Consider the following 26704-nt stretch of genomic DNA (forward strand, 5'->3'; position numbering starts at 1 on the left):
CGCGCCACAGCGCGATTCCGGTTTTTCTTATGCTCATCTGAATGGTGTTGTTACACGTATGTTCCAGCCTCTTTTTTAATGGCTATACCCAACCACGGAAGCGTGATGCTTCGGCTGTTTTACGTACACCGACCATATAAGCCGCTAAGCGCATGTCGATTTTACGCGATGTTGCGACGTTGTAAATGTTGTCGAATGCTTCGACCATTTTTTTGTATAGCTTGTCGTTTACTTCTTCTTCTGACCAATAGTAACCTTGATTGTTTTGTACCCACTCAAAGTAAGATACCGTCACGCCACCAGCAGATGCTAGTACGTCTGGCACAAGAAGAATGCCACGTTCTGTTAAGATTTTTGTTGCTTCAGCTGTTGTTGGACCGTTTGCTGCTTCGACAACGATATTCGCTTTAATATTATGTGCATTGTCCGCTGTGATTTGATTTTCAATCGCAGCTGGTACTAAAATATCACATTCAAGCTCCAGTAATTCTTCATTAGTAATAGTATTTTCGAATAGGTTTGTTACCGTACCAAAACTATCGCGACGATCTAATAAGTAATCAATATCTAAGCCTTCTGGGTCGTATAAAGCGCCGTTTGCATCTGAAATGCCGACTACTTTCGCGCCTAAATCATTCATGAATTTTGCTAAGAAACTTCCGGCATTACCGAAACCTTGAATAACAACGCGCGCACCTTCAATCGCTAAGTCACGACGTTTTGCCGCTTCCTTGATGACGATTGTCACGCCTTGTGCAGTCGCGCGGTCGCGTCCTTGTGAACCACCAAGAACGATTGGCTTCCCTGTAATAAACCCTGGAGAGTTGAATTCATCCATACGGCTATATTCATCCATCATCCATGCCATAATTTGTGCATTTGTAAATACATCTGGCGCTGGAATATCTTTTGTTGGACCAACGATTTGACTTGTTGCGCGTACATAGCCGCGGCTTAAACGTTCAAGCTCGCCCATTGACATTTGACGTGGGTCACAAATAACGCCGCCTTTACCGCCACCATATGGTAAGTCGACAATACCTGCTTTTAGCGTCATCCACATCGATAATGCTTTGACTTCTTCTTCCGTGACATTCGGATGGAAGCGAACGCCCCCTTTTGTCGGACCAACAGCGTCATTATGCTGCGCGCGGTAACCTGTAAATACCGTGACCGTACCATCATCCATACGGACAGGGATGCGTACTTGCAACATGCGTAATGGCTCTTTTAAAAGCTCATACATCGCCTCATCATAACCTAATTTTTGCAATGCTTCTTTAATAATTTTTTGTGTAGATGTGAATAGATTTAGATTCTCTGCCATTATACATTCCTCGCCTCTTTACTAAGTATTAGATTACCAATATCGCCCATATTGTAACATAGAAAGCTCACTCATGCTGACTATTTCTCTTTTTTTCACGTATTTTTTTAAAACGCTTACAATTCATCGAAAAAAAAGCAGCCTCATATGAGACTACCTTTTTTTTAGCGACAAGCGCGTTATTTCAAACCGGATTGTTCGATCCATTCGCCGAGCTTCTCTTTTAATGAATTAAACCCAACCGAGTCTTTTTCGTCGACTCGATCTTGTAACGATTTACGTGGCAATTGCTCTTTTCGCTTCGTAGGTTTTTCCTGTAAAGCGCGCAATGACAGACTAATTTTTTCGTCATTATCCGCGATATCTAAAATCTTCACGCGAACAATGTCGCCGACGGTCAAATGGTCTGCAATGCTTTTAACAAACCCATAAGTAATTTCAGAAATATGAACTAAACCTTGCGTCGTAGCATCTAATGCAACGAATGCGCCATACGGCTGAATACCAGTGACTTTGCCTGAAACAATATCGCCAACCTTATACTTGTTAGACATCGTCATCCTACTTTCTAAATAGCCATTATGCTTTTGTATATATCCACTGTCATTATAGCATAGACGATTTCGTGCTTCAAAAGTTCTCGATTATTTCTGAAAATATCTTTTTTCGTGTGAAATCGCTTAAAATGCTTTAAATATCTATAATTTTCAGTCTTGTTGATGTATCATGAATGGATATTGTTTTAAAGGAGGATTTTTTTCGTGGCTAACAGAGATCAATTCGCATCAAAAATCGGCTTTATTTTAGCAGCAGCCGGAAGTGCCATCGGGTTAGGGGCCATTTGGAAGTTCCCTTACATGGCTGGTACTAATGGTGGGAGCGTCTTTATTTTTCTATTTATCTTATGTACGCTCCTAATTGGCTTACCGATTTTAATCGCCGAATTTATGATTGGTCGTCGCGGTCAAGCCGACGCGGTCACATCATTTAAAAAGCAAGCACCTGGGACTCCATGGTTCTTAACTGGATGGCTTGGCTTTATTTTTTCTTCGATTATTTTATCGTTCTATTCAGTTGTAGGTGGCTGGATTTTAATTTATATTTGGAAATCAATTACATTTGATTTAACAAGTGATAATCCTGAAACATATGGTCAATTATTTGGCGACATGACAGCAAACCCATGGCAAGCAGTAATCGCACAAGGTCTATTTATGATCCTCGTTATTGCCATCATTTCGTTTGGTGTTAAAAAAGGAATTGAACGCGCAAGTAAATGGATGATGCCACTGTTATTCATATTCTTTGTAGTGTTAGCTATTCGCTCGGTCACATTAGATGGTGCTATCGATGGTTTAAAATTCATGTTCGTACCTGACTGGTCATTACTTACTGGTAAAACGTTTTTAATGGCGCTCGGTATGGCCTTCTTCTCATTATCTGTCGGCGTGGCTTCGATGATGACCTATGCTTCTTATTTAGATAAGAAAGTAAACTTAGTGTCATCTGCCATGAACGTTGCTTGGTTAAATATCGGTATTTCGATTTTAGCAGGTCTTGTCATCTTCCCTGCTGTATTCTCGTTAGGCTTTGAACCAAGCTCTGGCCCTGGGCTTATCTTTATTATCTTGCCAGCAGTGTTCCAACAAATTCCGCTTGGCTCATTTTGGATGATTATTTTCTTCATCTTATTATTATTCGCTACGGTAACATCGGCGATTGCGATGCTTGAAATCGTCGTTGCTACAGCAATGGGTCCTAAACATAACAAACGGACAAAATTTGCCTGGTTATGCGGTTTAGGTATTTTCATCGTTGGGATTCCAAGTGCGTTATCATTCGGCTTATTATCGGATATTACGATTATGGGCAAATCGATTTTTGACTTTGCAGACTACTTTACGAGTAATGTCGGCATGCCGCTTGGTGCCCTACTCGTATCGATCTTTGCCGGCTACAAATTATCACGTGAACAGCAACAACTTGAATTAAATGTGACGCCGTGGTTGTTTACGCTATGGCGTGTACTTGTACGCTACGTCGCACCCATTGCGATTATCATCGTATTTATTCAAGGCGTGCGCGGTTAAAAAAAGAGGACTGCTACCTTACTATTGGTAGCAGTCCTCTTTTTTTAATCATTATGTGTCATATCCGTAAGCTTTAACGAAATTAGCTTACGTGCCGTCGTAATACATTCTTCAATTGGTAACCACTTTTGAAACGACGCCTCATAAATACGTTGAATTTGACTGCCTAGTATAGACGGGTCAACTGTTTGTTGTAATGCTTTGACGACCTCAGTTGATTGTGCTTTATATGCCGCTTCCTTTAGTTGAAGTGGATTCCATTCGATTAACATATGCGCAACTTGGCGCTGTATGTCTACATTGTCCATTGTTTTCACCTATCTATTTCCATTGATACTCGATATAATAACATAATATCAACGAATGCAAAAAGAAATGGGGTCAAAGCAATGAGTTTATTCGATAAAGTTTACGCGCGTCAACAGACAGATTCACTAAAATGGGACAAATTAAAATTCGTTTATGATCGTGATAATGTCGATGGTATTATCCCAATGTGGGTAGCAGATATGGATTTTGCGGCACCAAAAAGCATTACGCAAGCGATTCAAAAACGACTAGACAATCCAGTCTACGGCTATTCATTTGAAGGCGAAACATGTACGGCTGCGACGATTGCTTGGTTGAAACAACATCACGCGACGGATATTGAAGTAGATTGGGTGTTATATCACCAAGGCGTCGTACCAGCGATTGCGTCTGTTGTCGAAGCCTTTACTGCGCCTGGCGATGCTGTACTGACAACCGCACCTATTTATCCGCCATTTTTCAATTCACCGAAGCAACTGCAGCGTGAAGTCGTTTTTTGTGCGCTTGATGAAGCACAAGGACAGTACACGCTTGATTTGACAAAACTTGATGCAGCGCTTGCAGCAGAAAACGTGAAACTTTTCATTTTATGCCACCCACATAATCCAATTGGCTTTACGTGGAGCAATGATGAGCTACGTCAAATCGATGCGCTTTGTGCAAAACATGGCGTCTTGTTATTATCTGATGAAATCCATAGCGACCTTGTACTCACTGGCACACATACACCACTATTAAAAATAAGTGCACATAAGGACAATGTCATCACGCTGTTTGCGCCAACAAAAACATTTAATATTGCTGGTATTCATGCGGCGATGATGTTTGTGCCAGACGCTGACAAACGCCAACAACTTCAAACGACGATGCAAAGCCATGCACAAGGCGGCCTTAATATTTTTGCGATGGCAGCCATTGAAGGTGCGTTTAGCGAAGAAGGTGCTACTTGGTTAGCCGAACTAAAAGATTATTTACGCGATAACATTCGTTATACAGCCGAACAATTAAATGCTATCGACGGCTTATACGTGCATGAAAATGCCGCAACGTATTTAATGTGGCTTGATTATCGCGAGACAAAACTCGCTGAAAAAGATGTCATGGCACGCCTCTTAGATGCCGGTGTTGCATTAGACCCGGGTACAAAATATGGCGAGCATGGCAATGGCTTCTTGCGCATTAATATCGCCTGTCCAAAAGAAACACTTGAACAAGCCGTTTCACGCATGAAAAGCGTCTTTATGTAACCATAAAAAAAATCCTCTCTTCGCAATGAAGAGAGGATTTTTTATTGGCCATTAGCCTTCTACTGTAATTGTGTTGATTTTAACATCTTCAACTGGTTTGTCTTGGAAACCTTTTTCAACTTTTGCCATTGCATCCACAACGTCTAAGCCTTCGATTACTTGACCAAATACCGTATGCTTACCGTCTAACCAAGGTGTACCACCGTTGTTTTTGTAACCAGCTACAACATCTGCAGGCCAGTTGCGTACTTCCATTTGTTTAATAAATGAGTTATCAACTTTTGGTGCTTGTACGATGAAGAATTGAGAACCGTTTGTGTTCGGACCTGCATTCGCCATTGATAATGCGCCACGCATGTTGAATAATTCTGGGTCAAATTCATCTTCGAATGAAGAACCCCAGATTGATTCGCCGCCCATACCTGTACCAGTTGGGTCACCACCTTGAATCATGAATGTGTCGATAATACGGTGGAAAATAAGCCCATCGTAGTAACCGTTTTTCGCATGTGTTACAAAGTTTTCAACTGTTTTTGGTGCTTTTTCTGGGAATAGCTTGAATGTGATTGGACCCATTGTTGTGTCCATTACTACTTTAATTTCGTTTTCTTGAACTTCTGGTGTTAATTGTGGATACATCGTATCGCTCCTTATGTCAGAAATATTTTACGCTCATAGTCTATCATACATAGCTCGTAATTTCAGTTATAAGCTTCGAATTCATCGTATTTTCGATAAATTCGCATGACAACCGGGAAAATTGTGCTATTCTTTTAATGAGTATTTTAATCTAGTCTAGGGAGGTTTCTCGTGAAAAAAGTATTTGGTTCCTTGTTCATTATTGCGAGTATCGCCCTGCTTGTCGTGCTATTTCAAAAAATCGGTCTCGAACTGAAAGCGAGTCTGGCATTTAGTGCTCAATTTGATCAAGCTGTTCAAATTACCGAGCCAACAAATCAGGTCGTGCCAACGATTTTAAAAGATCGCAATGGGCAAGTTTTTGCCGAGGAATATACTGAGTGGCGCGAGCCTCTGAAGTTAGCGAATATTCCTGAATTTATGCAAGACCTTTTTATTTATAGTGAAGATGAAAGTTTTTACGATCATGTCGGCTTTGATATTGCCGCCATTACGCGTGCATTCATGGTCAACAATTCAAGCGGTGAATCAGCGCAAGGTGGGAGTACGATTACGCAGCAACTTGTGCGTATGCGGTATTTAACACAGGAAAAAACATATGAACGTAAAATGCTTGAAATTTTTTATGCGTATGAACTCGAACGTAAATCATCAAAAGAAGAAATTTTAAATAGCTATTTAAATGAAATGTTTTTCGCAAATGGTGTTTACGGTGTCTCCGCGGCTGCGTCCTATTACTTTGACAAGCCACTCGATCAGCTATCACGCGCACAAATGGCATTTTTAGCTGCAATTCCAAACAATCCGAGCCTCTACAATCCGTTGACGAATTTTGAAAACACGAAAAAGCGGCAGGAGCGCTTGCTTGATAAGATGGCTGAAAAACATGTCGCCTCAAAGCAACAAGTCGCCATTTGGAAAAAAGAAGACATTCATTTAACGATTAAAAAGAAAAAGCAAAATCATCCCGCCTACAGCTCATATGTCATGAATGAATTAACATGGCTTGTGGCGAAACGCGATGGTTACGAAAAACGCTTAGATGCCGCAAAAACGCCGCAACAGCGTGCAAATATTAACAAAGAATTGAAAAAGCATGTTGATAAGCTTGTGAACGACGGCTTAATTATTGAAACGGCGCTCGACCCGACGAAGCAAGCTCGCGATACGCAGAGTATCGACCGTTTAATTAGTGGTCATAACGACTTACAAGCCGCAACGGTCGTCATTGACAATGCCAATCGTGAAGTCGTTAGCGTCTATGGCGGTAAAAACTTTAAGCGTTATGAATTTAACCGTTCGTATCAAGCGGTACGTCAGCCAGGGTCGGCAATTAAACCGATTTTAGACTACGCACCGTATATCGAAAAATTCCGTGCAACGCCTGACACAACCGTCAGCGGCGCACCGTTTTGTCGCAAAGATTATTGTCCAGAAAATAAAGGTGGCGTCACGGTTGGCGATATGTCGCTTGAAACAGCATTCAAGTACAGCTACAATACGGCCGCCGTTCGCCTCTTTGATAGCGTTGGCCTTCCAACGGCATTCCGTGCGCTAAATCAATTTGATTTCCGTTCTGTGTCGGCTGGCGACCGCCGCTACACAGCAGCGCTTGGTGGCTTCGAATACGGCGTCACAACATCGGAGTTAGCCGATGCTTATACGAGCTTTGTGAACGGTGAATATTACCGTTCACATGCGATTCGTAAAGTAAAATCACGCGATGGGCGCACGCTCTATACATGGCCAGATACGAAAAAAGAAGTCTGGGCCGCGTCAACAGCCGCGACGATGCGTGATTTAATGCAAGAAACGGTGTCATCGGGTACCGCGAATGCTATCTCGGTCCCCGGCGCAACGTATGTCGGTGCTAAAACAGGGACGACGAATAATTTCTTCGACTTGTGGACAGCTGGCTTAACAGATCGCTACACCTCGGCCGTGTGGATTGGCTATGATACGCCGCGCAGTATGGAAGCACTCGATCAAGCAAAAATTCAACAGCATATTTTCTCATCGATTATGCGTCCATAAAAAAGAGGCTAGGACATAAGTGTAACAACACCATCCCAGATGAGCATAAGAAAAACCGGAATCGCGCAGTGGCGCGGTTCCGGTTTTTCGTTGCGAACGCTAAAAAAGGAAAATGAACTGTTTTGTCAAAGCCTCTTTTTTTAATTGAACGGTAAGCTCGACACAATCCCGTTGTATAGCTTAAAAATCGTATAGGCGAGCAATGCTAAAATAACGGCCCAAATCACGATTTCAAATAACATAACGCCAAGTACAGCGCCAAATGAAATCACGTCGCTCATTTTGTATGTAACATAAATAAAATAAATAAATGCTGTAGCGATGAAAATAGCGACTAAAATGTAACTATTCGTTACGCCAACAACCGATAGTAATGAACCAAAGAAAAAGATGATACTGCCGCCACGCGTTTTGTTGATGGCACTATCAATCGAATCTTTCGTAAAAAAGAGCATGCCGACATTATGAATCGTTTCGCCAATCAGTTTCAATGCCGAAAACACCATAAAATACAGCGTTGAAAAAACGATGAGTAATAACACGCGCATTTGCACTTCTGATAAAAACTCACGCATACCGCCATAAACGCCGATTTTACGGAATAAAATAACCGCTTCATTCACGCTATATAAACCAAACGTCAGGCTAAATAAAATAATCGTAATCAATGGTAAATAACTATATAAATAAGGGTTTTTAATCATGTTTAATCCTCTTTAACTAAATTTCGTAGCCACTGCCCTAACAGCGACTGTTGCTGTCTTGCAGATGCAGGTAACTCTAAATGAACCCAGCGTGCTGGCGCAAATAAACGATACAATGCGGCGCGCGCAACAACGCTACCTTCCGTACGGTTTTCTACGACCGCATCAGCAAGTGCACTCGGTTTAGGAGCACGTGCTTGTATGACTAAATCTACTGCTGGCGCTTCACTCGTCGTGTATGCCATACACCCATCGGCACCAAAAACAACTTTGCCTTCTGCGCTAAGCGGTGACACGCTGGTGATCGATAGCACGCGCTGCGTCGTTGCAAATGCTAACACATCGACAAGCGCGACATCACGCGCGAGCGCCCCATCGCGCAATTCTAATGTTTTCCCACTCATTGTCGTAATGACATGCTGCGCCGGCAACGTCTTCAATGTGCCAAACGCGAAAACGGCCATCGAGTGCGTCGCGACTACTGCATCGAGTGCATTCCATAGCGGCATCGTCTCTCCAACTGCAAACGCGCCAACAACGGTATGTTGTGCATACAATGTTGCATTGACGAGAACGATGCGTACATCTTGTTCATAAGCCGCACAGAGCGCGCCAAATCCTAGTTCAGCCGCGTCTTCATAACGGAGCACATGACAAGCTAGTTGTTGTGCCACGCAGTAGGCCACTACATGTTCCTCGATACGCGCCGCAGTCAGCACATTCACCGGTTCATGCGCATAAGCCCGCCACACTGCAAGCTGCTCACTCGCGCGATGTGTTTCTGTTAAATCAAGTGCATTATCCGTTATGAAAATAAGTTCATCTACCGATACATCGGCCTCATTTGAAAAAGTTTGATAGCCGTAGACATGATAGCTGCCATAACGAATGGCTGCGAGTGCGTGCTCTGCGATTTCTAATGCTGTAAATTGCGGCATATAAAATGTTTCAAGCATCATCGAGGCGCTGCGCCATTTGCGTTCATGCATGAGCGCGCCAACTGCTTCAAACATCGCCGTTAACTCTGCTGCGCTAATTTTTTTGCGATGGTCAAGCCCAACAAAAAGAATGCGCCCACTCGCCACTGGAATGACCGTCAATGCGCCTGTCGATAGCTGAATATCGCCCGACTTAATCCACGCATCGAGTGGCACTTGTTGCGCCGCGACAAATTCCGCCCATTTAGGAACTGCCTGCTGATGACGCGAAACACCGACGATTATCACATCGCTCGGCTGTTGTTGCTGTTCTATTCGATAGTTCATGGCATCACCTCATTTTTACCGCTTTTATTATACCATGTCGATAGTCGCATGAATGCAAAAAACAAGATGAGTAGGTATCCCCTTCTCATCTCGCTTTCATTCGTATTAAAAAAATAATTTATACGCTGTATAGCCAAATACATTATCATCCTCGATTTCATCGAGTTTAATTGGCTTTGCTTGTAGTTTTAAGTCGAGCAATTCTAAAATCATCAGCGATGTGCGCGGGTCATCCGCCAAGTCTTCTGGAGCCATCCAACGAACTTCGTAAAGCTCATCTAACTGCGCCTCTAAGTGTTGCTCTGCTGTATGTGCCGTCAAATAAAAAACCGCTAAATTATCGCTAATATCATACTGCAGGACACCTGTACGGAATCCTAAAAACCCTTGCATTGAGGCATGCACATTCGTCTCTTCTTTTAATTCACGCTGGCATGCTTCATCGACCGTTTCACCTGGTTTTACAAAACCCGCCGGAAGCGACCATTTGCCATCTAGGCCACCGTATCGCTTCATGACCACGAGCCATTCACCAAGTTCATTTTCGACCAACCCTGCGACGCCAAGCCAAACACGACTGCGTTCATTATTATCCATCGGCGATCATCTCCTTCTTACAACTCACTACTTTAGTGTACGAGGAAATGCGCAAAAAAGAAAATTTTAGCTACTTAAAGATATTAAACTTCCCCTTCTTTGCAATCAAGCTCGGTCCACCAACTAAAAACAACGCATGATTATCAATCATTTTTTTCAGTACAGCCGCTTTACGCCCTGTATATTCACGCTCTTTCACAAGCGCCACGCCGTCTCCACTACCGAGCGAGCAAACGGAACCTTTTAAGTTTGGCATAAATGGTGTCAGCGGCTCACCATCTAATAAATGTTGTAAATTATTCGCAATCGCTTCCCCTTGTTGCATCGCAATTTGCGCTGTCGGGTCATACGCTTTTTGGTTATAACGGTCCGTAACAATCGCCGAATCGCCGACGATAAATACTTCATTGTAACCCTTTACATTTAATGTCGGCAGTACTTGTACGCGCCCGCTTGTTGATTGTAATGAAGACCGTTCAATGACAGCAGAGCCTTTTACGCCAGCTGTCCACACGAGCGTTGTTGTCGCTATCACTTCTTCTTGTTGTTGTGAGCGAATCGTTACCGCTTTATCCGTCGCCCCAATGACAGCCGTTTGCGTTAAAAATTCGACACCGCGCGCTTCAAGTTGCGCTTTCGCATACGTTGATAACTCCTCTGAAAAGCCCGGTAAAATAGTTGTATCCGCTTCGACACACACGACGCGTAGAACGTCTTGTGGAATATGATACACTTGTGCGAGTTTCGGTAATTGGTCGAGCAATGAACCGAGAAATTCAATGCCGGTAAACCCAGCACCGCCAACAACAATTGTCGCATACTCTGGACTTTGCTGTTGTTCATACATCGCAAATTGCGCATTTAAATGCGTCCAAATTTTAGCAGCAGCGAGCGCATTTGAAATGGACTGCGCATGCGCTTTAATGCCTGGAATGCCATAATCTTGCACTTCAAAGCCTAACCCGACAACTAAATAATCATAGTCAAATGTGCCATTCGTCGTCACTACTTGCTTGCTATCGACATCAAGCTCCTCGACAGTCGCCTGCACAAATGTCACCGACTCTTTTAAAAGTGGCTCAATTTCATAGCACACATCATTCGCTGAAATAACACCGGCCGCCGCCTCGTGCAACCATGTCGTTTCGTAATGGTAATCATTTTTATTAATCAATGTAATGTCCACATTGTCTGCTTTCACTTTACGTTGCAATGTGACGGCTGTCGCTAAGCCACCGTATCCTGCACCAACAATGACAATCTTCGTTTTTTCCATCGCGTGAACCACCTTCTAAAAAGTATTTACTATTACAATACCATGAACAAATGCACGATGCCCAAAAAAAGGGAATAAAAAAAGTCTTTGCACACGATTGTACAAAGACTGAGTAATTAACAGTTTCCTGGCGTACCAGCATTTTTTGCTGTACGGAATGACGTCCCGCAACCACACGCTGCAATGGCATTTGGATTATCGATTGTAAAACCGCCGCCCATCAGCGATTGTTTAAAGTCGATTACTGTGCCATTTAAAATAGGAATATCTTGTTTTGCGACAACAATATTTAAGCCAAATTCTTCATACGCTTCATCTTCAGGCGTCACTTCTGTATCAAAGCCCATTGCATACGTTAAACCGCTGCAACCGCCACCTTTTACTGAAACGCGTAAAAATGCGTTTTGTTCATCGTTGTTTTCCATCATTTCGTTAATATGGAAAACAGCTGCCTCTGTAATATCTACCACATGTTTTGTCATATTTACACCTGCTTTCTCTACAGTCATATCATATCAATTTTCAGCGCGGTCGTAAAATAGTTGAACTCGTTTCTTTTTTTAAAACAAATGATATAATAGACCTACTATAGTATATAAGAAATGAGGACTCTAAATGGACGTATCTCCTTACTATGAAAAACAAGTCGATTGCATTCATTGTAAAAAGAAATTTAACACGACAAAAATCCGTACAAAAATGCTGAAAATTGCGTCAACCGATACAGATTTTCGCCCTGTTTATGAAAATGATGTCAACGGCTACTTTTACAACGTCTTTGTCTGCGAGCATTGCGGCTTTGCATTTACCGAAGATTTCAGTAAATATTTTATGCCTGGCACATCCGATGTTATCGAACAACAAATTAGCAACAAATGGGTACATCATGACTTTTCCGGCAAGCGTTCTCCTGAGCAAGCACTTCAAGCGTATCAACTCGGGCTCGTTTCTGGTCAAATCAAAAAAGAAAAACATGTGACACTCGCTGGCCTAGCGATGCGCTGTGCATGGATTTATCGCTCACTTGAGCAACATGATGCCGAACGTCGCTTTATGCGTATCGCGCGCGATCAATATGTCGAGTCCTTTTCAACTGGTGACTATGCTAATAGCGGTATGACCGAGGTGCGCGTTGCTTATTTAACAGCCGAATTATCGCGCCGTTTAGACGACCGCGAAACAGCCATTCGTTATTTTTCAAGCGTCATCGAGCAACAACGAACTTCAAATGAAGCAAAAATTATCGACATGGCTAAAGACGCCTGGAATGAAATGCGACAAGTACAATAGCGAAAAAGGAGAGCTCGCCATCTAGCGAGCTCTCCTTATTTATATCGTCATTCATTGTGTCTTAGAATACTTGCTCTACTTCAACAACGCCTGGCACTTCTTCTAATAGTGCACGTTCAATACCGGCTTTTAATGTAATTGTAGAACTTGGGCAGCTACCGCATGCACCTAGTAAGCGTAATTTTACAACGCCATCCTCAATGTCTACTAATTCACAGTCGCCGCCATCGCGTAATAGGAACGGACGTAATTTGTCTAGAACTTCTTGTACTTGATCTAACATTCGTATCGACTCCTCTCTCTAAAATCATTATAATGTCTATAAGCTAAAAAATCCATTAAAGAAACACGGAGGGCAAAGAAATGACAAATGAACCAATTGAAATTGAAATTTTTGGGGCAGACGTTCAGTGCGCTAGTTGCGTGAATGCGCCATCGTCAAAAGACACTTATGAATGGTTGCAAGCAGCAATTGATCGCAAATATCCCGGGCAAGTCTATACTATCAATTACATTAATATCGAACAGCCAATTGAGAATGAACGCCATAAAGACTGGGCATCGCGCGTACAAGACGATGAATTCTTTTATCCACTTGTCCTCATTAACAATGAAGTGATCGGCGAAGGCTATATTCAATTGAAACCGATTTACAAAGAACTTGAAAAATTAGGATTTCACGCTTAATGTTTAGCGGAAACTGTCACACTATTCGAAAATTCGATAGTATGACAGTTTTTTTGTTTATGCACATAAAAGTTGCAAACAAATGCTAACAATCTCAGCGAAAAAGACGTCTATGTAACGTTAAAATTGCAATATCCCTGTCACATATACGTTATTTTTAACCTTTAAGGACGAAAAACGAGTATTTTTGTAGAAACATGAAACAAAAACATTTATTTTAAAAACTTTTAACATTAAAATTCATGGAGTGAAGAATTAAAGAGTTAAAAAACTCATCTATACCTATACTAGTTGATTTTTATATAGTACAGTTTTGGCACTCATTAATACAGCGCTAAATAATATATTCCTTTAAGGAGGCATTCATATGTCTACACAAAAAAAATCATTTCACTTTGCCTGGGTTATTTTAATCGGCATTAGTCTTGTACTTGGTCTAGCGAAAGGTGCTATCACAAACGGCGCTAGTCTATTTTTAACACCTGTTTCTACGGATTTAGGCATTGGTATGGGGAACTTAACACTTTATTTAAGCGTTGGGGCCATTATGACACTCGTTATGTTACCATTCGCTGGTAAACTGTTTGAAAAGTATGACGTTCGTTTACTTATTTCTATCGCCGTTATTTTACAAGGTGGTTCATTTGCAGCTTTCGGTTTAATGAACTCTGTATGGGGTTGGTACATCCTTGCGATTCCACTAGCAGCTGGTACAGTACCAATTACACTATTGTTAGGTCCTATTTTAATCGCTCGTTGGTTTAAAACACATGGCGGTTTAGCACTTGGTATTATGGGAGCGGTTGCAGGCTTATTAGCAGCGATTATTCAACCGATTGTTGGGAATATGATTGAATCAATCGGCTGGCGTATGACTTATATTTCAGTTGGTTTAGGAATTATCGCCATCGTTTTACCAGTGGCAATCTTATTATTACGCTCTCGTCCACAAGATAAAAACATCTTACCGTTAGGCGCTGAAGAAACAACAGCACATGCCGATGGCGCTATCGATGACTCAGTTGTTGGTATGGCATTTGAAAACGCGAAAAAATCAAAAGCATTTTTATTATTAGCTGCATTCTTCTTTATTATTACAAGTGTTGCGAGTTTCGCTGTGCACATTCCAACGTACTTAGCACAAAATGGCTACAGTGTAGCATTTGCAGGTACACTAATGAGTGTCTATGCTATCGGTACTTTAGTAGGTGCACTTGTCTTTGGTGTCTTAGTCGATAAAATCGGTGCTAAATTTACAGCGATTGGCGCTATGACTATGGGGATTATCGGTATTCTTTTATTTATCCTCTTTGCTTCTACACCAAGCATTCTGTTTGTAGCCGCTGTATTGTTCGGTTTCATTTCTGCATCGATTACAACACTTGCACCAGCATTAACAACAGCGTTATTCGGTACACGTGATTATAGCCGTATTTATTCAAGTGTTTCAATTGGTCTAGCAGTAGCATCAATCGTTGCCTTACCAGGTTATGGTTATGTATTAGACTTCACTGGTAGCTACACGCCAGCGATGATTGCCGTTATCGTGTTATTAGTGATCAACATGTTATTCGTTATCCTAGCATTCCGCGATAAAGAGGCGCATGTGAAAAAAGGGACATGGGATGCACCAGCATCTACCGAAAAACAAGCATAAGCAACATAGAACATAAAAAAGGAGGCATCGCGCGAAGCGATACCTCCTTTTTGCATTTATCCATGTTGCAGCATGAACAACTGCTTAACCGTTTTGGTTTTTGTACATCCATAATAAACCAGATTTCATCATACGTGCTACGCGGCCTGTTACCGTCGCATCACCTAAGTTAACGAACCCTTGTTTTTTACCTAATGCGCCCATAAAGCCTTTTAATTTGATTGGTGCAAGCTGTGCAGGAACGGCTTCACCTTTCCATCGTTTTTGAAGAACGATCGCAATACGTTCGCCTTGTTCTTCGGCTAATTGCGCACTTGGTCCACCTACTGAAGAATGTGCACAGTCGCCAACAACAAAGACGTGCTCATCTACTGGTAAATGGTAATGTTCTGTAATTTTAATGCGGCCGCGTTCCATTTCAACACCATCGACTTCACGTGCAACCGCTACCGGAAGAATCCCTGCTGTCCACACGATTAAGTCCGCATCGATGCGATCTTCATGGTTGTAAAGTGCGCCTTGTTCGACTTTTGTAATGTCTGATTCTGATACGACATCAACATCATTTTTGTCGAACCATTTTTGCACGTAGCGGCTAAGACGTTCTGGGAAGTCTTTTAAAATACGTGCGCCGCGGTCGAATAATTTAATTTTTAAATCTGAACGGCTTTCGCGTAATTCAGATGCAAGCTCGATACCTGATAAACCAGCACCTACTACTGCTACAGTTGCGCCAGCTGGTAGTGCACTAATTTTATCGTACGCAATGCGTGATTTCGCCATCGTTTGAATCGAATACGTGAACTCCTCAGCGCCAGGGACGTTGTGATAATTATCTTCACAACCTAGGCCAATAACAAGGTCATCATATGCTAATTCTTGACCATCTGCGAAAACAACAGCATTGTTTGCACGATCGATTTTTACGACTTCACCGTAGACAATTTTTAAGCGTTCGTGTTCAGGGAATTGTACACGAATATGACTCTCTGGTGTTGTACCTGCAGCAAGTGCGTAAAATTCTGTTTTTAAACTGTGATATGGGGCGCGGTCTACTAATGTAATCTGAACGTCTTGGGGAAGGTTGTTCGGAAGTAGGCGTAATAATACGCGCATATTACCGTAACCGCCGCCTAATAATACTAAGTTTTTCATCAGGGATGCTCCTTTTTTATGTGACAATTTAGTTACAAACTTTTCTATCCTTTACGAGTATAAATGATTGTGATACTTTTCACAATATCTTTGTGATAACTTTCACAATTAAATTTCGTTTCGTTGACGCGGCGCATAAATCTATAGTACGATTCACTATTAGAGGTGACAAACTTGAATCCATTAGTAGAATTTTGTGTCAGCAATCTAGCAATGGGCGCGCAATCCGTCTATGAAGCACTTGAAAAAGACCCAAACGTTGAAGTGCTTGAGTACGGTTGCCTTAGCTTTTGTACCCGTTGCTCAGAATCATTATATGCAGTCGTTGAAGGGGATATTGTCGAAGGGGCCACACCAGAAGAATTACTGAAAAATATTTACGAAGCCATCGACAATAACCCGATGTTTTCAGCTTACGATTTTTAAAAAAAACGGGCACATGCTATGACACATGTACCCGTTTTTTTATTGTTATAGCCACGCTGCTAATGTTTTCGCATAGTACGTTGGCTGTGCTTGTTTTGTTTGAACGTCCGCTTGACGCGTCACGCCGGTATCGACATGGAGCGTATCAATCCCATAATCAATGCCGACTAAAATATCCGTATCGTAGTTGTCACCAATCATGAGCATATCCGCTTTCGTAAAGCCAAAGCTATCGCGAATAATTTCTAACATATGCGGTGCTGGCTTGCCGATATAAAGCGGCTCGACACCCGTCACATTTTGCACGAGCTGCACGAATGAGCCATTCCCCGGCGCAAAGCCATGCTCGTTTGGCAATTTCAAATCGCCATTTGTTGCAATATGCTTCGCTCCGTTTTGAATGTCATAACAAATATCTTCTAGCGCCTCATACGAAATATTTACGGTCAATCCTTGCGCAACAATATCCGGCTGCTCGCTTACAACACGAATATTTTCCGCTGCGATGGCTTGTTGTAACCCTTGCTGACCGAGCACTTTTACCGTTTGATTCGGATAGTGTTTTGCGATATATTTCGCCGTCGCAATCGACGACGTCATAATACGCTCTGCCGGCACAACTAGGTTCATTACCGCTAATTTTTGTTGAATAGCTGCTTGCGTATATTTCGCATTGTTCGTGACATAAAAAGGTTCGATTCCTTGTGCTTGCAAGTGGTGAATAAACGCCACCGCTTCTGGAATCGCCGCCGCACCGCGGTAAACTGTACCATCTAAGTCAAAGCAATACGCTTCATACGTCTTCATCTAGTCTTCCTCAGGAATAAATGCTGTCACAACCGTACCCATTTCTTTTTCAACAAAGGCTTCGATTGCCGCACGTAATTTTTTAATTGTTGGTACGACTGCTATTAATACGCGTAATACTTCGGCGTCATCTACTTCGAGAATGTCGCGCACGAGCACGCGGCGTAATGTTAAAAGTAATTTTAAATCGGCATCGTATTCTGGTGGTACCGCTTTTTCATCTACTAAAATATCAATAATATCTTCATAACTACCTGGGTCGCGCATAATAAAGCCATCGATCATCGTATTCCCGATATCAATAATCGCTTCAATATAAACGTTTGCGATACGCTCTAATGCAAGCGTTGAAACCGCATCCTCCAACCAGTTGTCACGCGCCTCAAATACAGCAGTGATGTCATCCATATATGCTAAATTCTTTGTGATTTTTTTACTGTCGATAAAATACACAGCAATTCCTCCAATTGAAAAAAGTTGATAGTCTTTCCTCCACTATAGTACCATATCTTTAACACCGGAAGGAGAATTAAACATGGATAGATTTTTCTTATATGATGATATGGAAGATACACAAACGCGCTTTGTGAGCTTTACAGGCGAGAGTCAGCGCTATGATTTAGCGATTATGCAAAGCACGCGTTTTTACGGAAAAATCATCGTCATGGACATGCAAATGAGCAAATTTGCGATCATTGGTTCAGACGATTTAGATGAGCCTGGATACTTAGAGCACGTCTACAACCGCCCTGCTGACGAAGCGCAGGAGCTACGTGAATACTTACATGAATTAGTGTAAACAAAAAACGGGCGTCGCAAATAGCGATTCCCGTTTTTCATTGAGCCAGCAAAAGTACACCTATTCAGGCGCAGCTTCCGTTGGCTCTTGCACTGGTTCCGTCACTTGTTCTGTAACTTCTTTCTCCGGTGCTGGCGGTACAATTTTGCCGACTTTTCGTACGATAAAATAAGCACATCCAAAATTACAATATTCATATAAGTAGTCTTCAAGCGTGCTAATCTTCGTATCGAATGTCGCCTTTTGGTTTCGATCTTCATAGAAACCTTTTAAGCGCAATTGACCGTAGCCCCAATCACCTACGATATAATCGTATTTTGATAAAATGTCGGCATAGCGACCTTTAAATTCTTCTTCATTAAAGGCGTTGCGATAATCTTGCACGACTTCATATTCATATTGATCCGCAACAATCATAGTTCACCCTCCTAGGTGACTTACATACCGGCCTGCATTTGGCGTTCCTTTGTGGCAGCATTTACTTGCTCGTCGGCATGATAGCTACTACGCACAAGTGGACCCGCTTCACAGTGTTTAAAGCCTTTTTCCATCGCAATTTTACGCAGGCGACCAAATTCGATTGGCGCATAGTATTTTTGCACAGGTAAATGCTTTTTCGTCGGCTGTAAATATTGACCGATTGTCATAATATCTACATCGTTGGCACGTAAGTCATCCATTACTTCGAGAATTTCTTCTTCCGTCTCCCCTAATCCTACCATAAGAGATGACTTTGTAGGAATGTCAGGTTGCATTTCTTTTGAACGACGTAAAAATTCGAGCGAACGGTCGTATTTTGCCTTCGCACGAACTCTCGGAGTCAAGCGGCGAACTGTTTCGATATTATGGTTTAAAATATCGGGTTTCGCATCCATTAGGATTTGAATGTTGTCCTTCACGCCGCCCATATCAGATGGTAACACTTCAATCGAAGTTTGCGGACTTTTACGACGGATAGCGCGCACTGTTTCAGCCAGTACACTCGCGCCCCCGTCCTTCAAGTCATCGCGGGCTACTACTGTTATAACGACGTGCTTTAAATTCATTAATACAACGGAGTCTGCTACGCGTTCCGGTTCAGCTAAATCAAGCTCTGTTGGCAAACCTGTTTTGACGGCGCAGAAACGACAGGCGCGTGTACAAACAGAGCCTAAAATCATAAAGGTTGCTGTGCGGCGCTCTCCCCAACATTCGTGGATGTTCGGGCATCGCGCTTCTTCACATACAGTATGCAAGTTTTTCTCACGCATTAAGGTTTTTAATTCTTTATATTGCTTATTTGCCTTAATGTTAATTTTTAACCAATCCGGTTTGCGGACGTGTTGTCGTTTTTCGTCTTTCGATGTCGGTTTACATGATGACATAGAACTTCAACTCCTCATAAATGTGTATTAAATGACGTCCCCATCTGTCACTGTAACACATTTTTTGTTAATAATACAGTAAATTAGGAAATTTCAAATACGGATTTTTTCACACAAAAAAACACGAAAAGCACATGCCTTCCGCGTTGTTATTGTATTGTATGCGCTTGTTCTTCCGCTTCTAAATAATCGGTTTCAACTTTGACGATTGTGACGTCACTGTCTGCTAAAGCGAGCTCATATGTCGCCTTCACAAGCTCGCCATGCTCTTCAAAAATACGCAGCTTCGGACACATCGTATTCGTCGGATTTTGCTTTGAGACGATGCCTCGGTGACCATTACTTAGCAATACAACGGTGCCGTTTGGATACGCGGCAATAATGCGATTAAACGCCTCGACGACCTTTTTATCATACAATGTGCCGGCCCCTTCATTAATTATCGCTAAGCCGTCTGATGGTAGCAATTTATTGCGGTAAACGCGATTTGACGTCACCGCATCAAAAACGTCTGCTACTGCAATAATTTTTGCATATGGATGAATTTCAAAGTCGACAAGCCCACGCGGATAGCCACTACCATCTAAACGTTCATGATGTTGGAATGCACAATGCGCCGATAACAGCGAAATCGTATGTAAATTGCGCAACATATCAAAACCGTACTCGGTATGCTTTTTCATCGTATCGTACTCTTCGTTCGTCAAGCGGCCTGGTTTTTGTAAAATATCTTGTGGAATCAACATTTTCCCAACATCGTGAAGCATCGCGCCAATGCCGATTTGACGCACTTCCTCAGCATTATATTTCATTTCATGAGCAATCGAAATCGTATAAATTGTTACTTGTAGTGAATGTTGATAAATGTATTCATCATAAATAAACGCATCGCTTAACACCGTCAGCAACTCTTCGTTATCAAAAATACTGTCCATTAAACTATTGATAATATTCGTGAAATCTTTTGAGCTTTTTTCTAAGCAATACGTAATATCTGTCCCTTTTAAACGCTTTAATGTTTTAAATGATGACTCAATTTTACTGACCGCTTCTTTGCGAATTTTTATCGGAATCGCTTCGGCTACTTCAATATTTTTTGAAATTTTATCATCGATATAAACATACTGTACGTTTAACTGTTGTAAGCGTTGAATAATCCGATTTGTAACATGGACACCTTGTTGTAATAGTGGCATACTTGCTTCATTCCAAATCGTTTTGGCGATCACCATCTCTTCTCGTAGAACTTTCGTTGATATAAGCCTCATACTTTTGTCCTCATTTACTCTATAATCATGTATACATTATATACTATACGCGCCTATAAGAATATGTAATTTTCTAAAATTTACATTACGCAAAGTATTTATAACCATAAATTGTTAGTATATCGCGCAAAAATTGCGGTAATAAATACGTTTTTGGCAATACTTTTAATTCCGGGAAAAACCAGCCAAACGTAAACATATCAAGCGTGACCACTTTTACGGTGTCACCTGGCACTAATGGCTTGCCATCTACAACTAGATTGCCATCTTTTTGCGTTATATGATACGTCAACATCTTCCCAACGACATTCCCGCGGAAGCCTAAGCCACGCAATTCACGGCGCGGCCAATCGTGCGCGTCATCAATAATCGCCAGCATCTCACGCAGTTGTGCTTCCGTTAATTCCACAACGCACGCATTGATTGGATGCGGCAACATTCGATGAATATCAAGCGCCGTCACAGCACCTTTATTCATATCGGTTAAAAAGATGCCGGCATTGAAAAAGGCACAGTCCGCATCTGAGAAATCAAGCAGCGCCTCGGCAAAAAAATGCGACAACTTCGAGTAATGATACCATTCCTTATTGTAAAAGCGTGTCGTTTCAAACACTTCGACATCAAGTAACTCCTCGCCGTAGCGCTGTTGTGCCGCTACTTCGCGATGCTCGCCGCGTTCTGGTGGCAAGCTCGCTGTCTCGATAAGTTCGGTTTCAACGTGTTGAACGCCATCATCAAAATGAATAATCGAATGCCCGATATAACGGCCATATTTGCCGCCTCCGGTTAAAAGCGATTGATTGATGTATTTCCCTTGCTCAAGCACATGATGCGTATGTGAGCCAAAAATAAGCGTTACATCGCCCTCCTGCTCAGCAAGTCGTTCATCGGCAGTTAAACCTAAATGCGACATACAGACAATAATATCCGCTTTCTTACGCGCCTCAGCAATCGATTCATGCAAGCACGTAAACGGATCGTCAATACGCCAGCCTAAGTTATTGTAATAATCCGGGAATGGCGCAGTTGCCGCGACAACCGCTAACTTCACACCCGATGCAAGCGTATAAACATGATAGGGCTGTGCCCATGCTGGCATCTCGCCATTTGATTCCTTCAAATTGTTGACGATAATATCAAAATCAGCCTGGTCATAAAGTTGATTTAACGCCTCTTTCGCCAGTGTTATGCCTTCATTATTGCCAATTGTTACGGCATCATACTTTGCTTCATTTAATAATGTCACACTCGATTTTCCTAATGTTGCTTCCGTAAAAATATTCGAGCGATCAATAAAATCGCCAATATCTAATACAAAACAAGCTTCGTCATGCTGTTCATGAAACGCGCGGCGCTCTTGCAAATAGCTTCGCGTACGCGGCCATGACTCGAGATGGCTGTGCACATCATTCGTATGATAAATATGAATTTTTTCCAAGTCCACTCACCTCTTTATAATAAGCTCGACACAATCGAGCGAATCCCCATAATTAATAACATCACACGCAGGAATAATACGACGGTTTTTGAGTTTAGACGCCTATTTAGCTCTGCGCCTAGTTTGCCCCCAATCATTGCCCCAATGACAACCGGAATAACGTAATGCCACGGGATATGACCAAAATACCAATGCGCGCCAGAGTTGACAATTGACGTTAAAAACACTAAAAACATCGACGTTGCAACGGCGACATGTGCCGGGAATAAAAATAAAATTAGCATCATCGGCACGATCATCGAACCGCCACCAATGCCAAATAATCCCGACGCAAAGCTAATGAAAAATGACGCCAAAATCGCAAACCAAATTGGGTAGCCATACGTGTATGTATGCCCGTCTGCATCGGTGAGCGTACGCTTCGTACCATGCTCGACAAACCAATTGACGGGCTTTAAACGGTCGCGCATGATTAAAATAAGCGCGAGAATAATCATTAACATACCAAAATACAATTCAAATGATGGTACGTCCATGACACGATTGACCGCAGCTCCTAAAATAACCCCTGGAACGCTGCCGATAAAGAAAATAAAACCACTTTTATAATCAACTGTTTTCGCCTTCATAAAAGCAAGCGTCGATGACAAGCCCGTAAAAATCATCATGACAACCGATAAACCGACGATGCTTTGCGGCGTTAAATCGCTCATCAATCCTTGTGAAATGCCAAAATACAGTAATGCCGGTACTAAAATAATGCCACCGCCGAGGCCTACAACTGCGCCGACGATGCCTGATAAAATCGCCAATACGATAATCAACAATGCTGCCGTCATCTGTTAGTCTCCTTCAAATAAATCAAGTTGCTTTGGTGCAAGCCCATCATAATGCACATTTAAAATTTCAAGCAGCTCCTTGGCGTTATGCGCCGCATCTTTGCCAGAATTATTATTAAACACGACATAGACATGCCGCGTCGTTTTTGCGAGCTTTTGAATGTGCGCCGCAATCTCATGGAGCTCCGCATCATTATAATTATACAAGCAGCGCACTTTACGCCAATCTTCTTGACTGCGCCCATTTTGTAACCAGCCATGTACATTACGACCATGAATGCGCACAAACGCGGTATCTGCCGTTGCGATTGGCACAAGTGGCACCGAGCCTTCACCTGCTTGTGGCTCATCACAGACGGTATGAATAAATTTTAACTCGCGCAGTAACGTCAGCGTTCCGTCCATATATTGCTCGGTGTACCACGTACGATTTCGGAACTCAACTGCAACTGGAAAATCGCCAAGCTGTTGTTTGACGTAACGCAAATAGTTCACGTTTTTAAACTGGCAATCAAACCACGGCGGAAATTGCATCAAAACTGCTGCTAGTTTTCCAGCTCGTTGAAATGGCGCAATCGCTTTTCGAAATGCTTCAAACATCTCGTCCTTCGTCTCAAAATAAGCATCTTTTTCCCCGCGTAAATGTCCGGTCATCCCACGATAACCTTTGACGATAAACTTAAATTGATCAGGTGTCTCATCAACCCACTTCAAGACATTTTTCTCAGATGGAATCGCATAAAACGATGTATCCACCTCGACTACTGGGAAGTGACCACTATAATCAAATAAACGATCGCGTGCAGATGTCGTTTCACTATAAACATCTGGATGGTCTCCCCAACCCGTTAAGCCTACATAAATCATCATGTTCAGCCTCCATTTCTAATATTAAATATCATATCACAGCTATTTCATTGGCTCTACGCGTTGCACTCAAAAGAAACGAAAAATTTAAAACCTCATCGATCGTTAGAAATCATTCATCAAAAAATAGCTGAGAGCCCAAGTAGCGTGTTTTCGATACGACATATTTCCAACTATGCGCCAACACTAAGGACATCGCCTCACACTTTTCATAACTATTTGTTTCATTATTTACAAATGACATATAATTATTAGTTCTATGGCGATAGTTGTGAAATGATTGTAAACAGCGTCAACAAAAACGCACAAAAAATGCCCGTTAGAGGACGATTTTTGACCCTGTTTCGTTGTTTACGGGCTGATTTCGCATCACTACACCACGCAAAACATTACGCGATGTCGCTTTTTTGTTTTGCGTTGAATAAATGACACCGTTCTTGTTCTAGCGCGAAATTTCATGCAAAAAATGCCCGTCAGAGCGCTAAAATCGACCGCTTTTGTCCTGTTTTCGGTAAAAACATCCCCACTCGCTTGCTTGCAACTACTAAAAATATGCGCTTGTTATCCTAAATAAAAATTTTTGTTGACAGGATTTGCATTATATTTAGTAAACGTATATTTTTTCGCACGTGAATGGTCCCGTTTTGTCACTTATTCTCAACTATGTTGTATCCAAAACACGCTTCTTGAGCTCATAGCCAGTTCTGACAGCTCAAATACGACAAGCGCGTTCGCATGGCACTGTGTCAAAGTGCAACGGCGCATTCATGAGAAGCCAAGACAAAAAAACGAGATCTCTAAGCGAGACCTCGTTTTTTAATGCAGTTAATTGGTTTTGTTAAGGTGGGTAAGCGTCTAGCAGAACGAGTCGATTCATCACTTACTGGCTATCCGGATTCAAGCGCTAACTCTTTGGGTTGTTTCGTTCCTTCCGATATTCTTTCAAATAAATAAAAAAACGAAACTCTCGTTAAGAGTTTCGTCTTTTTGTAACTGATTGGTCCTTGTTTTGTGACAAAGGAAGGTAAGCTAACTTCGCCGCATACTTGCGGCAACGCTTACCGCGTCTGCGTCCAGCAGACCCTATCCGGATTCAAACACCAGTGCTTCGGGTCGTTTCGTTCCTTCCGACGCGACGAAGAACGCCGCTTGTCAGGAACTATAAACGCCCGTCAGCACTAAACGGTGTTTTCATCACTTAATTAACCAATCGAACCTTCCATTTCAAATTTGATTAGGCGGTTCATTTCTACTGCGTATTCCATTGGAAGTTCTTTTGTGAATGGTTCAATGAAGCCCATTACGATCATTTCTGTTGCTTCTTGCTCAGAAATACCGCGGCTCATTAAATAGAATAATTGTTCTTCAGATACTTTTGAAACTTTTGCTTCATGCTCTAAAGAAATTTGGTCATTCATAACTTCGTTGTATGGAATTGTATCAGATGTTGATTCGTTATCCATAATTAACGTATCACATTCGATGTTGGCGCGCGCGTTTGTCGCTTTTTTACCGAATTTCACTTGTCCACGGTATGTTACGTTACCGCCGTGTTTAGAGATTGATTTTGATACGATTGTTGAAGATGTGTTTGGTGCTAAGTGAATCATTTTTGCACCTGTATCTTGGTTTTGGCCGCGGCCAGCGATAGCGATTGATAATGTCATACCACGTGCGCCTTCGCCTTTTAAGATACATGCTGGGTATTTCATTGTTAATTTAGAACCGATGTTACCATCAACCCATTCCATTGTACCGTGCTCTTCTACAACCGTACGTTTTGTTACTAAGTTGTAAACGTTGTTTGCCCAGTTTTGGATCGTTGTGTAACGGCAATAAGCGTTCTTTTTAACGATGATTTCTACGACTGCTGAGTGAAGAGAGCTTGTTGTGTAAACAGGCGCTGTACAACCTTCAACGTAGTGTACAGATGCGTCGTCATCAACGATGATTAGCGTACGTTCGAATTGACCCATGTTTTCAGAGTTAATACGGAAGTAAGCTTGTAGAGGTGTGTCTAATTTAACACCTTTTGGTACGTAGATGAATGAACCACCTGACCATACTGCAGAGTTAAGTGCTGAGAACTTGTTGTCTGCAGGAGGGATTACTTTACCAAAGTATTCTTTGAATAACTCTTCGTTTTCTTTAAGTGCTGAATCTGTATCTTTGAAGACGACACCCATTTTTTCAAGGTCTTCCTTCATGTTGTGGTAAACAACTTCAGATTCGTATTGTGCTGATACACCAGCAAGATACTTTTGTTCAGCTTCAGGAATACCTAATTTATCAAATGTTGCTTTGATTTCATCCGGTACTTCATCCCAAGATTTTTCAGCGCCTTCAGATGGTTTTACGTAGTACGTAATTTCATCGAAGTCTAATCCTGAAAGGTCGCCACCCCATTGTGGCATTGGTTTTGAATAGAAAATATCTAAAGATTTCAGACGGAAATCTAACATCCATTGTGGTTCGTCTTTCATACGAGAAATTTCTTTTACGATTTCAGGAGTAAGACCGCGTTCTGTACGGAAAATCGATACGTCTTTGTCGTGGAAACCATATTCGTACTCGCTGATTTCGGGCATTTGTTTAGCCATTATTTCTCCTCCGTTCAAA

Annotated in this window: 28 protein-coding genes; 8 read left to right on the forward strand and 20 right to left on the reverse strand. The window is 42.0% G+C overall.

The features are described 5' to 3' along the window. Positions 1–82: 82 nt before the first annotated feature. Together V514_RS0108560 and yugI are read right to left on the reverse strand one after the other, a co-directional pair. A complete protein-coding gene (locus V514_RS0108560) occupies positions 83–1327 on the reverse strand; it encodes a Glu/Leu/Phe/Val family dehydrogenase (RefSeq protein ID WP_029499542.1) in 1245 nt (414 codons plus the stop codon). A 179-nt stretch (positions 1328–1506) separates the two neighbouring features. Continuing rightward, positions 1507–1881 carry a S1 domain-containing post-transcriptional regulator GSP13 gene (yugI, locus tag V514_RS0108565; protein ID WP_029499543.1) on the reverse strand — a complete coding sequence of 125 codons (375 nt, stop codon included), beginning with the start codon at positions 1879–1881 and terminating at the stop codon, positions 1507–1509. 207 nt (positions 1882–2088) lie between these two features. On the opposite strand from yugI, the gene V514_RS0108570 reads away from it, so the two are divergent. Further along, positions 2089–3417, forward strand: a complete 1329-nt coding sequence (locus V514_RS0108570) for a sodium-dependent transporter (protein ID WP_029499544.1) — start codon at positions 2089–2091, stop codon at positions 3415–3417. Positions 3418–3461: 44 nt separating this feature from the next. On the opposite strand, the gene V514_RS0108575 is transcribed toward V514_RS0108570, so the two are convergent. Then, the gene (locus V514_RS0108575; protein ID WP_029499545.1) at positions 3462–3725 is read right to left on the reverse strand and encodes a DUF1871 family protein; all 264 of its coding nucleotides are present in this window, start codon (positions 3723–3725) and stop codon (positions 3462–3464) included. An 81-nt stretch (positions 3726–3806) separates the two neighbouring features. On the opposite strand from V514_RS0108575, the gene V514_RS0108580 reads away from it, so the two are divergent. Continuing rightward, the gene (locus tag V514_RS0108580; protein ID WP_029499546.1) at positions 3807–4973 is read left to right on the forward strand and encodes a MalY/PatB family protein; all 1167 of its coding nucleotides are present in this window, start codon (positions 3807–3809) and stop codon (positions 4971–4973) included. A gap of 51 nt (positions 4974–5024) precedes the next feature. Here V514_RS0108580 and V514_RS0108585 read toward each other — a convergent pair whose 3' ends face one another. Beyond that, on the reverse strand, positions 5025–5612 hold the full coding sequence (locus V514_RS0108585; protein ID WP_029499547.1) for a peptidylprolyl isomerase: 588 nt from the start codon (positions 5610–5612) through the stop codon (positions 5025–5027). Between the two features lie 171 nt (positions 5613–5783). On the opposite strand from V514_RS0108585, the gene V514_RS0108590 reads away from it, so the two are divergent. Continuing rightward, entirely contained in the window at positions 5784–7646 is a 1863-nt protein-coding gene (locus tag V514_RS0108590) for a transglycosylase domain-containing protein (protein ID WP_029499548.1), read from the forward strand. Positions 7647–7786: 140 nt separating this feature from the next. Here V514_RS0108590 and V514_RS0108595 read toward each other — a convergent pair whose 3' ends face one another. The 5 genes from V514_RS0108595 to V514_RS0108615 form a co-directional block, all read right to left on the reverse strand. Beyond that, positions 7787–8350: a DUF5366 family protein gene (locus V514_RS0108595; protein ID WP_239584686.1), complete on the reverse strand. Its 564-nt coding sequence runs from the start codon at positions 8348–8350 to the stop codon at positions 7787–7789. Positions 8351–8352: 2 nt separating this feature from the next. After that, positions 8353–9615 (reverse strand): hypothetical protein, encoded by a 1263-nt coding sequence (locus V514_RS0108600; protein ID WP_029499550.1) that lies wholly within the window; start codon positions 9613–9615, stop codon positions 8353–8355. 105 nt (positions 9616–9720) lie between these two features. Beyond that, positions 9721–10212 carry an NUDIX domain-containing protein gene (locus tag V514_RS0108605; RefSeq protein ID WP_029499551.1) on the reverse strand — a complete coding sequence of 164 codons (492 nt, stop codon included), beginning with the start codon at positions 10210–10212 and terminating at the stop codon, positions 9721–9723. Positions 10213–10282: 70 nt separating this feature from the next. After that, positions 10283–11488: an NAD(P)/FAD-dependent oxidoreductase gene (locus tag V514_RS0108610; RefSeq protein ID WP_029499552.1), complete on the reverse strand. Its 1206-nt coding sequence runs from the start codon at positions 11486–11488 to the stop codon at positions 10283–10285. A 116-nt stretch (positions 11489–11604) separates the two neighbouring features. After that, a complete protein-coding gene (locus V514_RS0108615; RefSeq protein WP_029499553.1) occupies positions 11605–11970 on the reverse strand; it encodes a HesB/IscA family protein in 366 nt (121 codons plus the stop codon). Positions 11971–12103: 133 nt separating this feature from the next. Here V514_RS0108615 and V514_RS0108620 point away from each other — a divergent pair, with 133 nt between their 5' ends. Further along, positions 12104–12778, forward strand: coding sequence for a DUF2225 domain-containing protein (locus V514_RS0108620; RefSeq protein ID WP_029499554.1), 675 nt, complete (start codon positions 12104–12106; stop codon positions 12776–12778). Between the two features lie 61 nt (positions 12779–12839). On the opposite strand, the gene V514_RS0108625 is transcribed toward V514_RS0108620, so the two are convergent. Continuing rightward, complete coding sequence (locus tag V514_RS0108625) at positions 12840–13061, reverse strand: NifU family protein (RefSeq protein WP_029499555.1); 222 nt, start codon at positions 13059–13061, stop codon at positions 12840–12842. Between the two features lie 80 nt (positions 13062–13141). On the opposite strand from V514_RS0108625, the gene V514_RS0108630 reads away from it, so the two are divergent. Together V514_RS0108630 and V514_RS0108635 are read left to right on the forward strand one after the other, a co-directional pair. After that, positions 13142–13465, forward strand: a complete 324-nt coding sequence (locus V514_RS0108630) for a YuzD family protein (protein WP_029499556.1) — start codon at positions 13142–13144, stop codon at positions 13463–13465. Between the two features lie 367 nt (positions 13466–13832). Beyond that, entirely contained in the window at positions 13833–15122 is a 1290-nt protein-coding gene (locus V514_RS0108635; protein ID WP_029499557.1) for an MFS transporter, read from the forward strand. Positions 15123–15206: 84 nt separating this feature from the next. On the opposite strand, the gene V514_RS0108640 is transcribed toward V514_RS0108635, so the two are convergent. Beyond that, positions 15207–16277 carry an NAD(P)/FAD-dependent oxidoreductase gene (locus V514_RS0108640; protein WP_029499558.1) on the reverse strand — a complete coding sequence of 357 codons (1071 nt, stop codon included), beginning with the start codon at positions 16275–16277 and terminating at the stop codon, positions 15207–15209. A gap of 174 nt (positions 16278–16451) precedes the next feature. Between V514_RS0108640 and V514_RS0108645 the strand changes: the two genes are divergently transcribed. Next, complete coding sequence (locus V514_RS0108645; RefSeq protein WP_029499559.1) at positions 16452–16703, forward strand: YuzB family protein; 252 nt, start codon at positions 16452–16454, stop codon at positions 16701–16703. 45 nt (positions 16704–16748) lie between these two features. On the opposite strand, the gene V514_RS0108650 is transcribed toward V514_RS0108645, so the two are convergent. Both V514_RS0108650 and V514_RS0108655 read right to left on the reverse strand, forming a co-directional pair. Then, entirely contained in the window at positions 16749–17510 is a 762-nt protein-coding gene (locus V514_RS0108650) for a TIGR01457 family HAD-type hydrolase (protein WP_029499560.1), read from the reverse strand. Beyond that, on the reverse strand, positions 17511–17963 hold the full coding sequence (locus V514_RS0108655) for a DUF86 domain-containing protein (protein ID WP_029499561.1): 453 nt from the start codon (positions 17961–17963) through the stop codon (positions 17511–17513). It abuts the gene before it with no gap. An 82-nt stretch (positions 17964–18045) separates the two neighbouring features. Here V514_RS0108655 and V514_RS0108660 point away from each other — a divergent pair, with 82 nt between their 5' ends. Then, positions 18046–18309: a DUF3055 domain-containing protein gene (locus tag V514_RS0108660; protein ID WP_029499562.1), complete on the forward strand. Its 264-nt coding sequence runs from the start codon at positions 18046–18048 to the stop codon at positions 18307–18309. Between the two features lie 60 nt (positions 18310–18369). Here the strand turns inward: V514_RS0108660 and V514_RS0108665 are convergent, their stop codons facing one another. From V514_RS0108665 to sufB, 7 genes are all read right to left on the reverse strand, one after another. Beyond that, complete coding sequence (locus V514_RS0108665; protein WP_029499563.1) at positions 18370–18726, reverse strand: YutD family protein; 357 nt, start codon at positions 18724–18726, stop codon at positions 18370–18372. 20 nt (positions 18727–18746) lie between these two features. Continuing rightward, complete coding sequence (gene lipA / locus V514_RS0108670) at positions 18747–19673, reverse strand: lipoyl synthase (RefSeq protein ID WP_029499564.1); 927 nt, start codon at positions 19671–19673, stop codon at positions 18747–18749. Positions 19674–19822: 149 nt separating this feature from the next. Next, positions 19823–20941 (reverse strand): HD-GYP domain-containing protein, encoded by a 1119-nt coding sequence (locus tag V514_RS0108675; protein WP_029499565.1) that lies wholly within the window; start codon positions 20939–20941, stop codon positions 19823–19825. A gap of 85 nt (positions 20942–21026) precedes the next feature. Further along, positions 21027–22379: a bifunctional metallophosphatase/5'-nucleotidase gene (locus V514_RS0108680; protein ID WP_029499566.1), complete on the reverse strand. Its 1353-nt coding sequence runs from the start codon at positions 22377–22379 to the stop codon at positions 21027–21029. A gap of 14 nt (positions 22380–22393) precedes the next feature. Next, the gene (locus tag V514_RS0108685; RefSeq protein WP_029499567.1) at positions 22394–23218 is read right to left on the reverse strand and encodes a sulfite exporter TauE/SafE family protein; all 825 of its coding nucleotides are present in this window, start codon (positions 23216–23218) and stop codon (positions 22394–22396) included. Positions 23219–23221: 3 nt separating this feature from the next. Further along, positions 23222–24085: a DUF72 domain-containing protein gene (locus V514_RS0108690; protein WP_029499568.1), complete on the reverse strand. Its 864-nt coding sequence runs from the start codon at positions 24083–24085 to the stop codon at positions 23222–23224. Positions 24086–25287: 1202 nt separating this feature from the next. Beyond that, positions 25288–26685, reverse strand: coding sequence for a Fe-S cluster assembly protein SufB (gene sufB / locus V514_RS0108695; RefSeq protein ID WP_029499569.1), 1398 nt, complete (start codon positions 26683–26685; stop codon positions 25288–25290). Positions 26686–26704 lie beyond the last annotated feature (19 nt).

The sequence above is a fragment of the Kurthia huakuii LAM0618 genome (genome assembly GCF_000505545.1).
Lineage (GTDB): Bacteria > Bacillota > Bacilli > Bacillales_A > Planococcaceae > Kurthia > Kurthia huakuii.

Excerpts from the sequence above, each read along its gene's own strand:
- V514_RS0108560 (WP_029499542.1), bottom strand. The coding sequence starts at position 1,327 with ATGGCAGAGAATCTAAATCTATTCACATCTACACAAAAAATTATTAAA.
- yugI (WP_029499543.1), bottom strand. The coding sequence starts at position 1,881 with ATGTCTAACAAGTATAAGGTTGGCGATATTGTTTCAGGCAAAGTCACT.
- V514_RS0108575 (WP_029499545.1), bottom strand. The coding sequence starts at position 3,725 with ATGGACAATGTAGACATACAGCGCCAAGTTGCGCATATGTTAATCGAA.
- V514_RS0108580 (WP_029499546.1), top strand. The coding sequence starts at position 3,807 with ATGAGTTTATTCGATAAAGTTTACGCGCGTCAACAGACAGATTCACTA.
- V514_RS0108585 (WP_029499547.1), bottom strand. The coding sequence starts at position 5,612 with ATGTATCCACAATTAACACCAGAAGTTCAAGAAAACGAAATTAAAGTA.
- V514_RS0108595 (WP_239584686.1), bottom strand. The coding sequence starts at position 8,350 with ATGATTAAAAACCCTTATTTATATAGTTATTTACCATTGATTACGATT.
- V514_RS0108600 (WP_029499550.1), bottom strand. The coding sequence starts at position 9,615 with ATGAACTATCGAATAGAACAGCAACAACAGCCGAGCGATGTGATAATC.
- V514_RS0108605 (WP_029499551.1), bottom strand. The coding sequence starts at position 10,212 with ATGGATAATAATGAACGCAGTCGTGTTTGGCTTGGCGTCGCAGGGTTG.
- V514_RS0108610 (WP_029499552.1), bottom strand. The coding sequence starts at position 11,488 with ATGGAAAAAACGAAGATTGTCATTGTTGGTGCAGGATACGGTGGCTTA.
- V514_RS0108615 (WP_029499553.1), bottom strand. The coding sequence starts at position 11,970 with ATGACAAAACATGTGGTAGATATTACAGAGGCAGCTGTTTTCCATATT.
- V514_RS0108620 (WP_029499554.1), top strand. The coding sequence starts at position 12,104 with ATGGACGTATCTCCTTACTATGAAAAACAAGTCGATTGCATTCATTGT.
- V514_RS0108625 (WP_029499555.1), bottom strand. The coding sequence starts at position 13,061 with ATGTTAGATCAAGTACAAGAAGTTCTAGACAAATTACGTCCGTTCCTA.
- V514_RS0108630 (WP_029499556.1), top strand. The coding sequence starts at position 13,142 with ATGACAAATGAACCAATTGAAATTGAAATTTTTGGGGCAGACGTTCAG.
- V514_RS0108635 (WP_029499557.1), top strand. The coding sequence starts at position 13,833 with ATGTCTACACAAAAAAAATCATTTCACTTTGCCTGGGTTATTTTAATC.
- V514_RS0108640 (WP_029499558.1), bottom strand. The coding sequence starts at position 16,277 with ATGAAAAACTTAGTATTATTAGGCGGCGGTTACGGTAATATGCGCGTA.
- V514_RS0108650 (WP_029499560.1), bottom strand. The coding sequence starts at position 17,510 with ATGAAGACGTATGAAGCGTATTGCTTTGACTTAGATGGTACAGTTTAC.
- V514_RS0108660 (WP_029499562.1), top strand. The coding sequence starts at position 18,046 with ATGGATAGATTTTTCTTATATGATGATATGGAAGATACACAAACGCGC.
- V514_RS0108665 (WP_029499563.1), bottom strand. The coding sequence starts at position 18,726 with ATGATTGTTGCGGATCAATATGAATATGAAGTCGTGCAAGATTATCGC.
- lipA (WP_029499564.1), bottom strand. The coding sequence starts at position 19,673 with ATGTCATCATGTAAACCGACATCGAAAGACGAAAAACGACAACACGTC.
- V514_RS0108675 (WP_029499565.1), bottom strand. The coding sequence starts at position 20,941 with ATGAGGCTTATATCAACGAAAGTTCTACGAGAAGAGATGGTGATCGCC.
- V514_RS0108685 (WP_029499567.1), bottom strand. The coding sequence starts at position 23,218 with ATGACGGCAGCATTGTTGATTATCGTATTGGCGATTTTATCAGGCATC.
- V514_RS0108690 (WP_029499568.1), bottom strand. The coding sequence starts at position 24,085 with ATGATTTATGTAGGCTTAACGGGTTGGGGAGACCATCCAGATGTTTAT.
- sufB (WP_029499569.1), bottom strand. The coding sequence starts at position 26,685 with ATGGCTAAACAAATGCCCGAAATCAGCGAGTACGAATATGGTTTCCAC.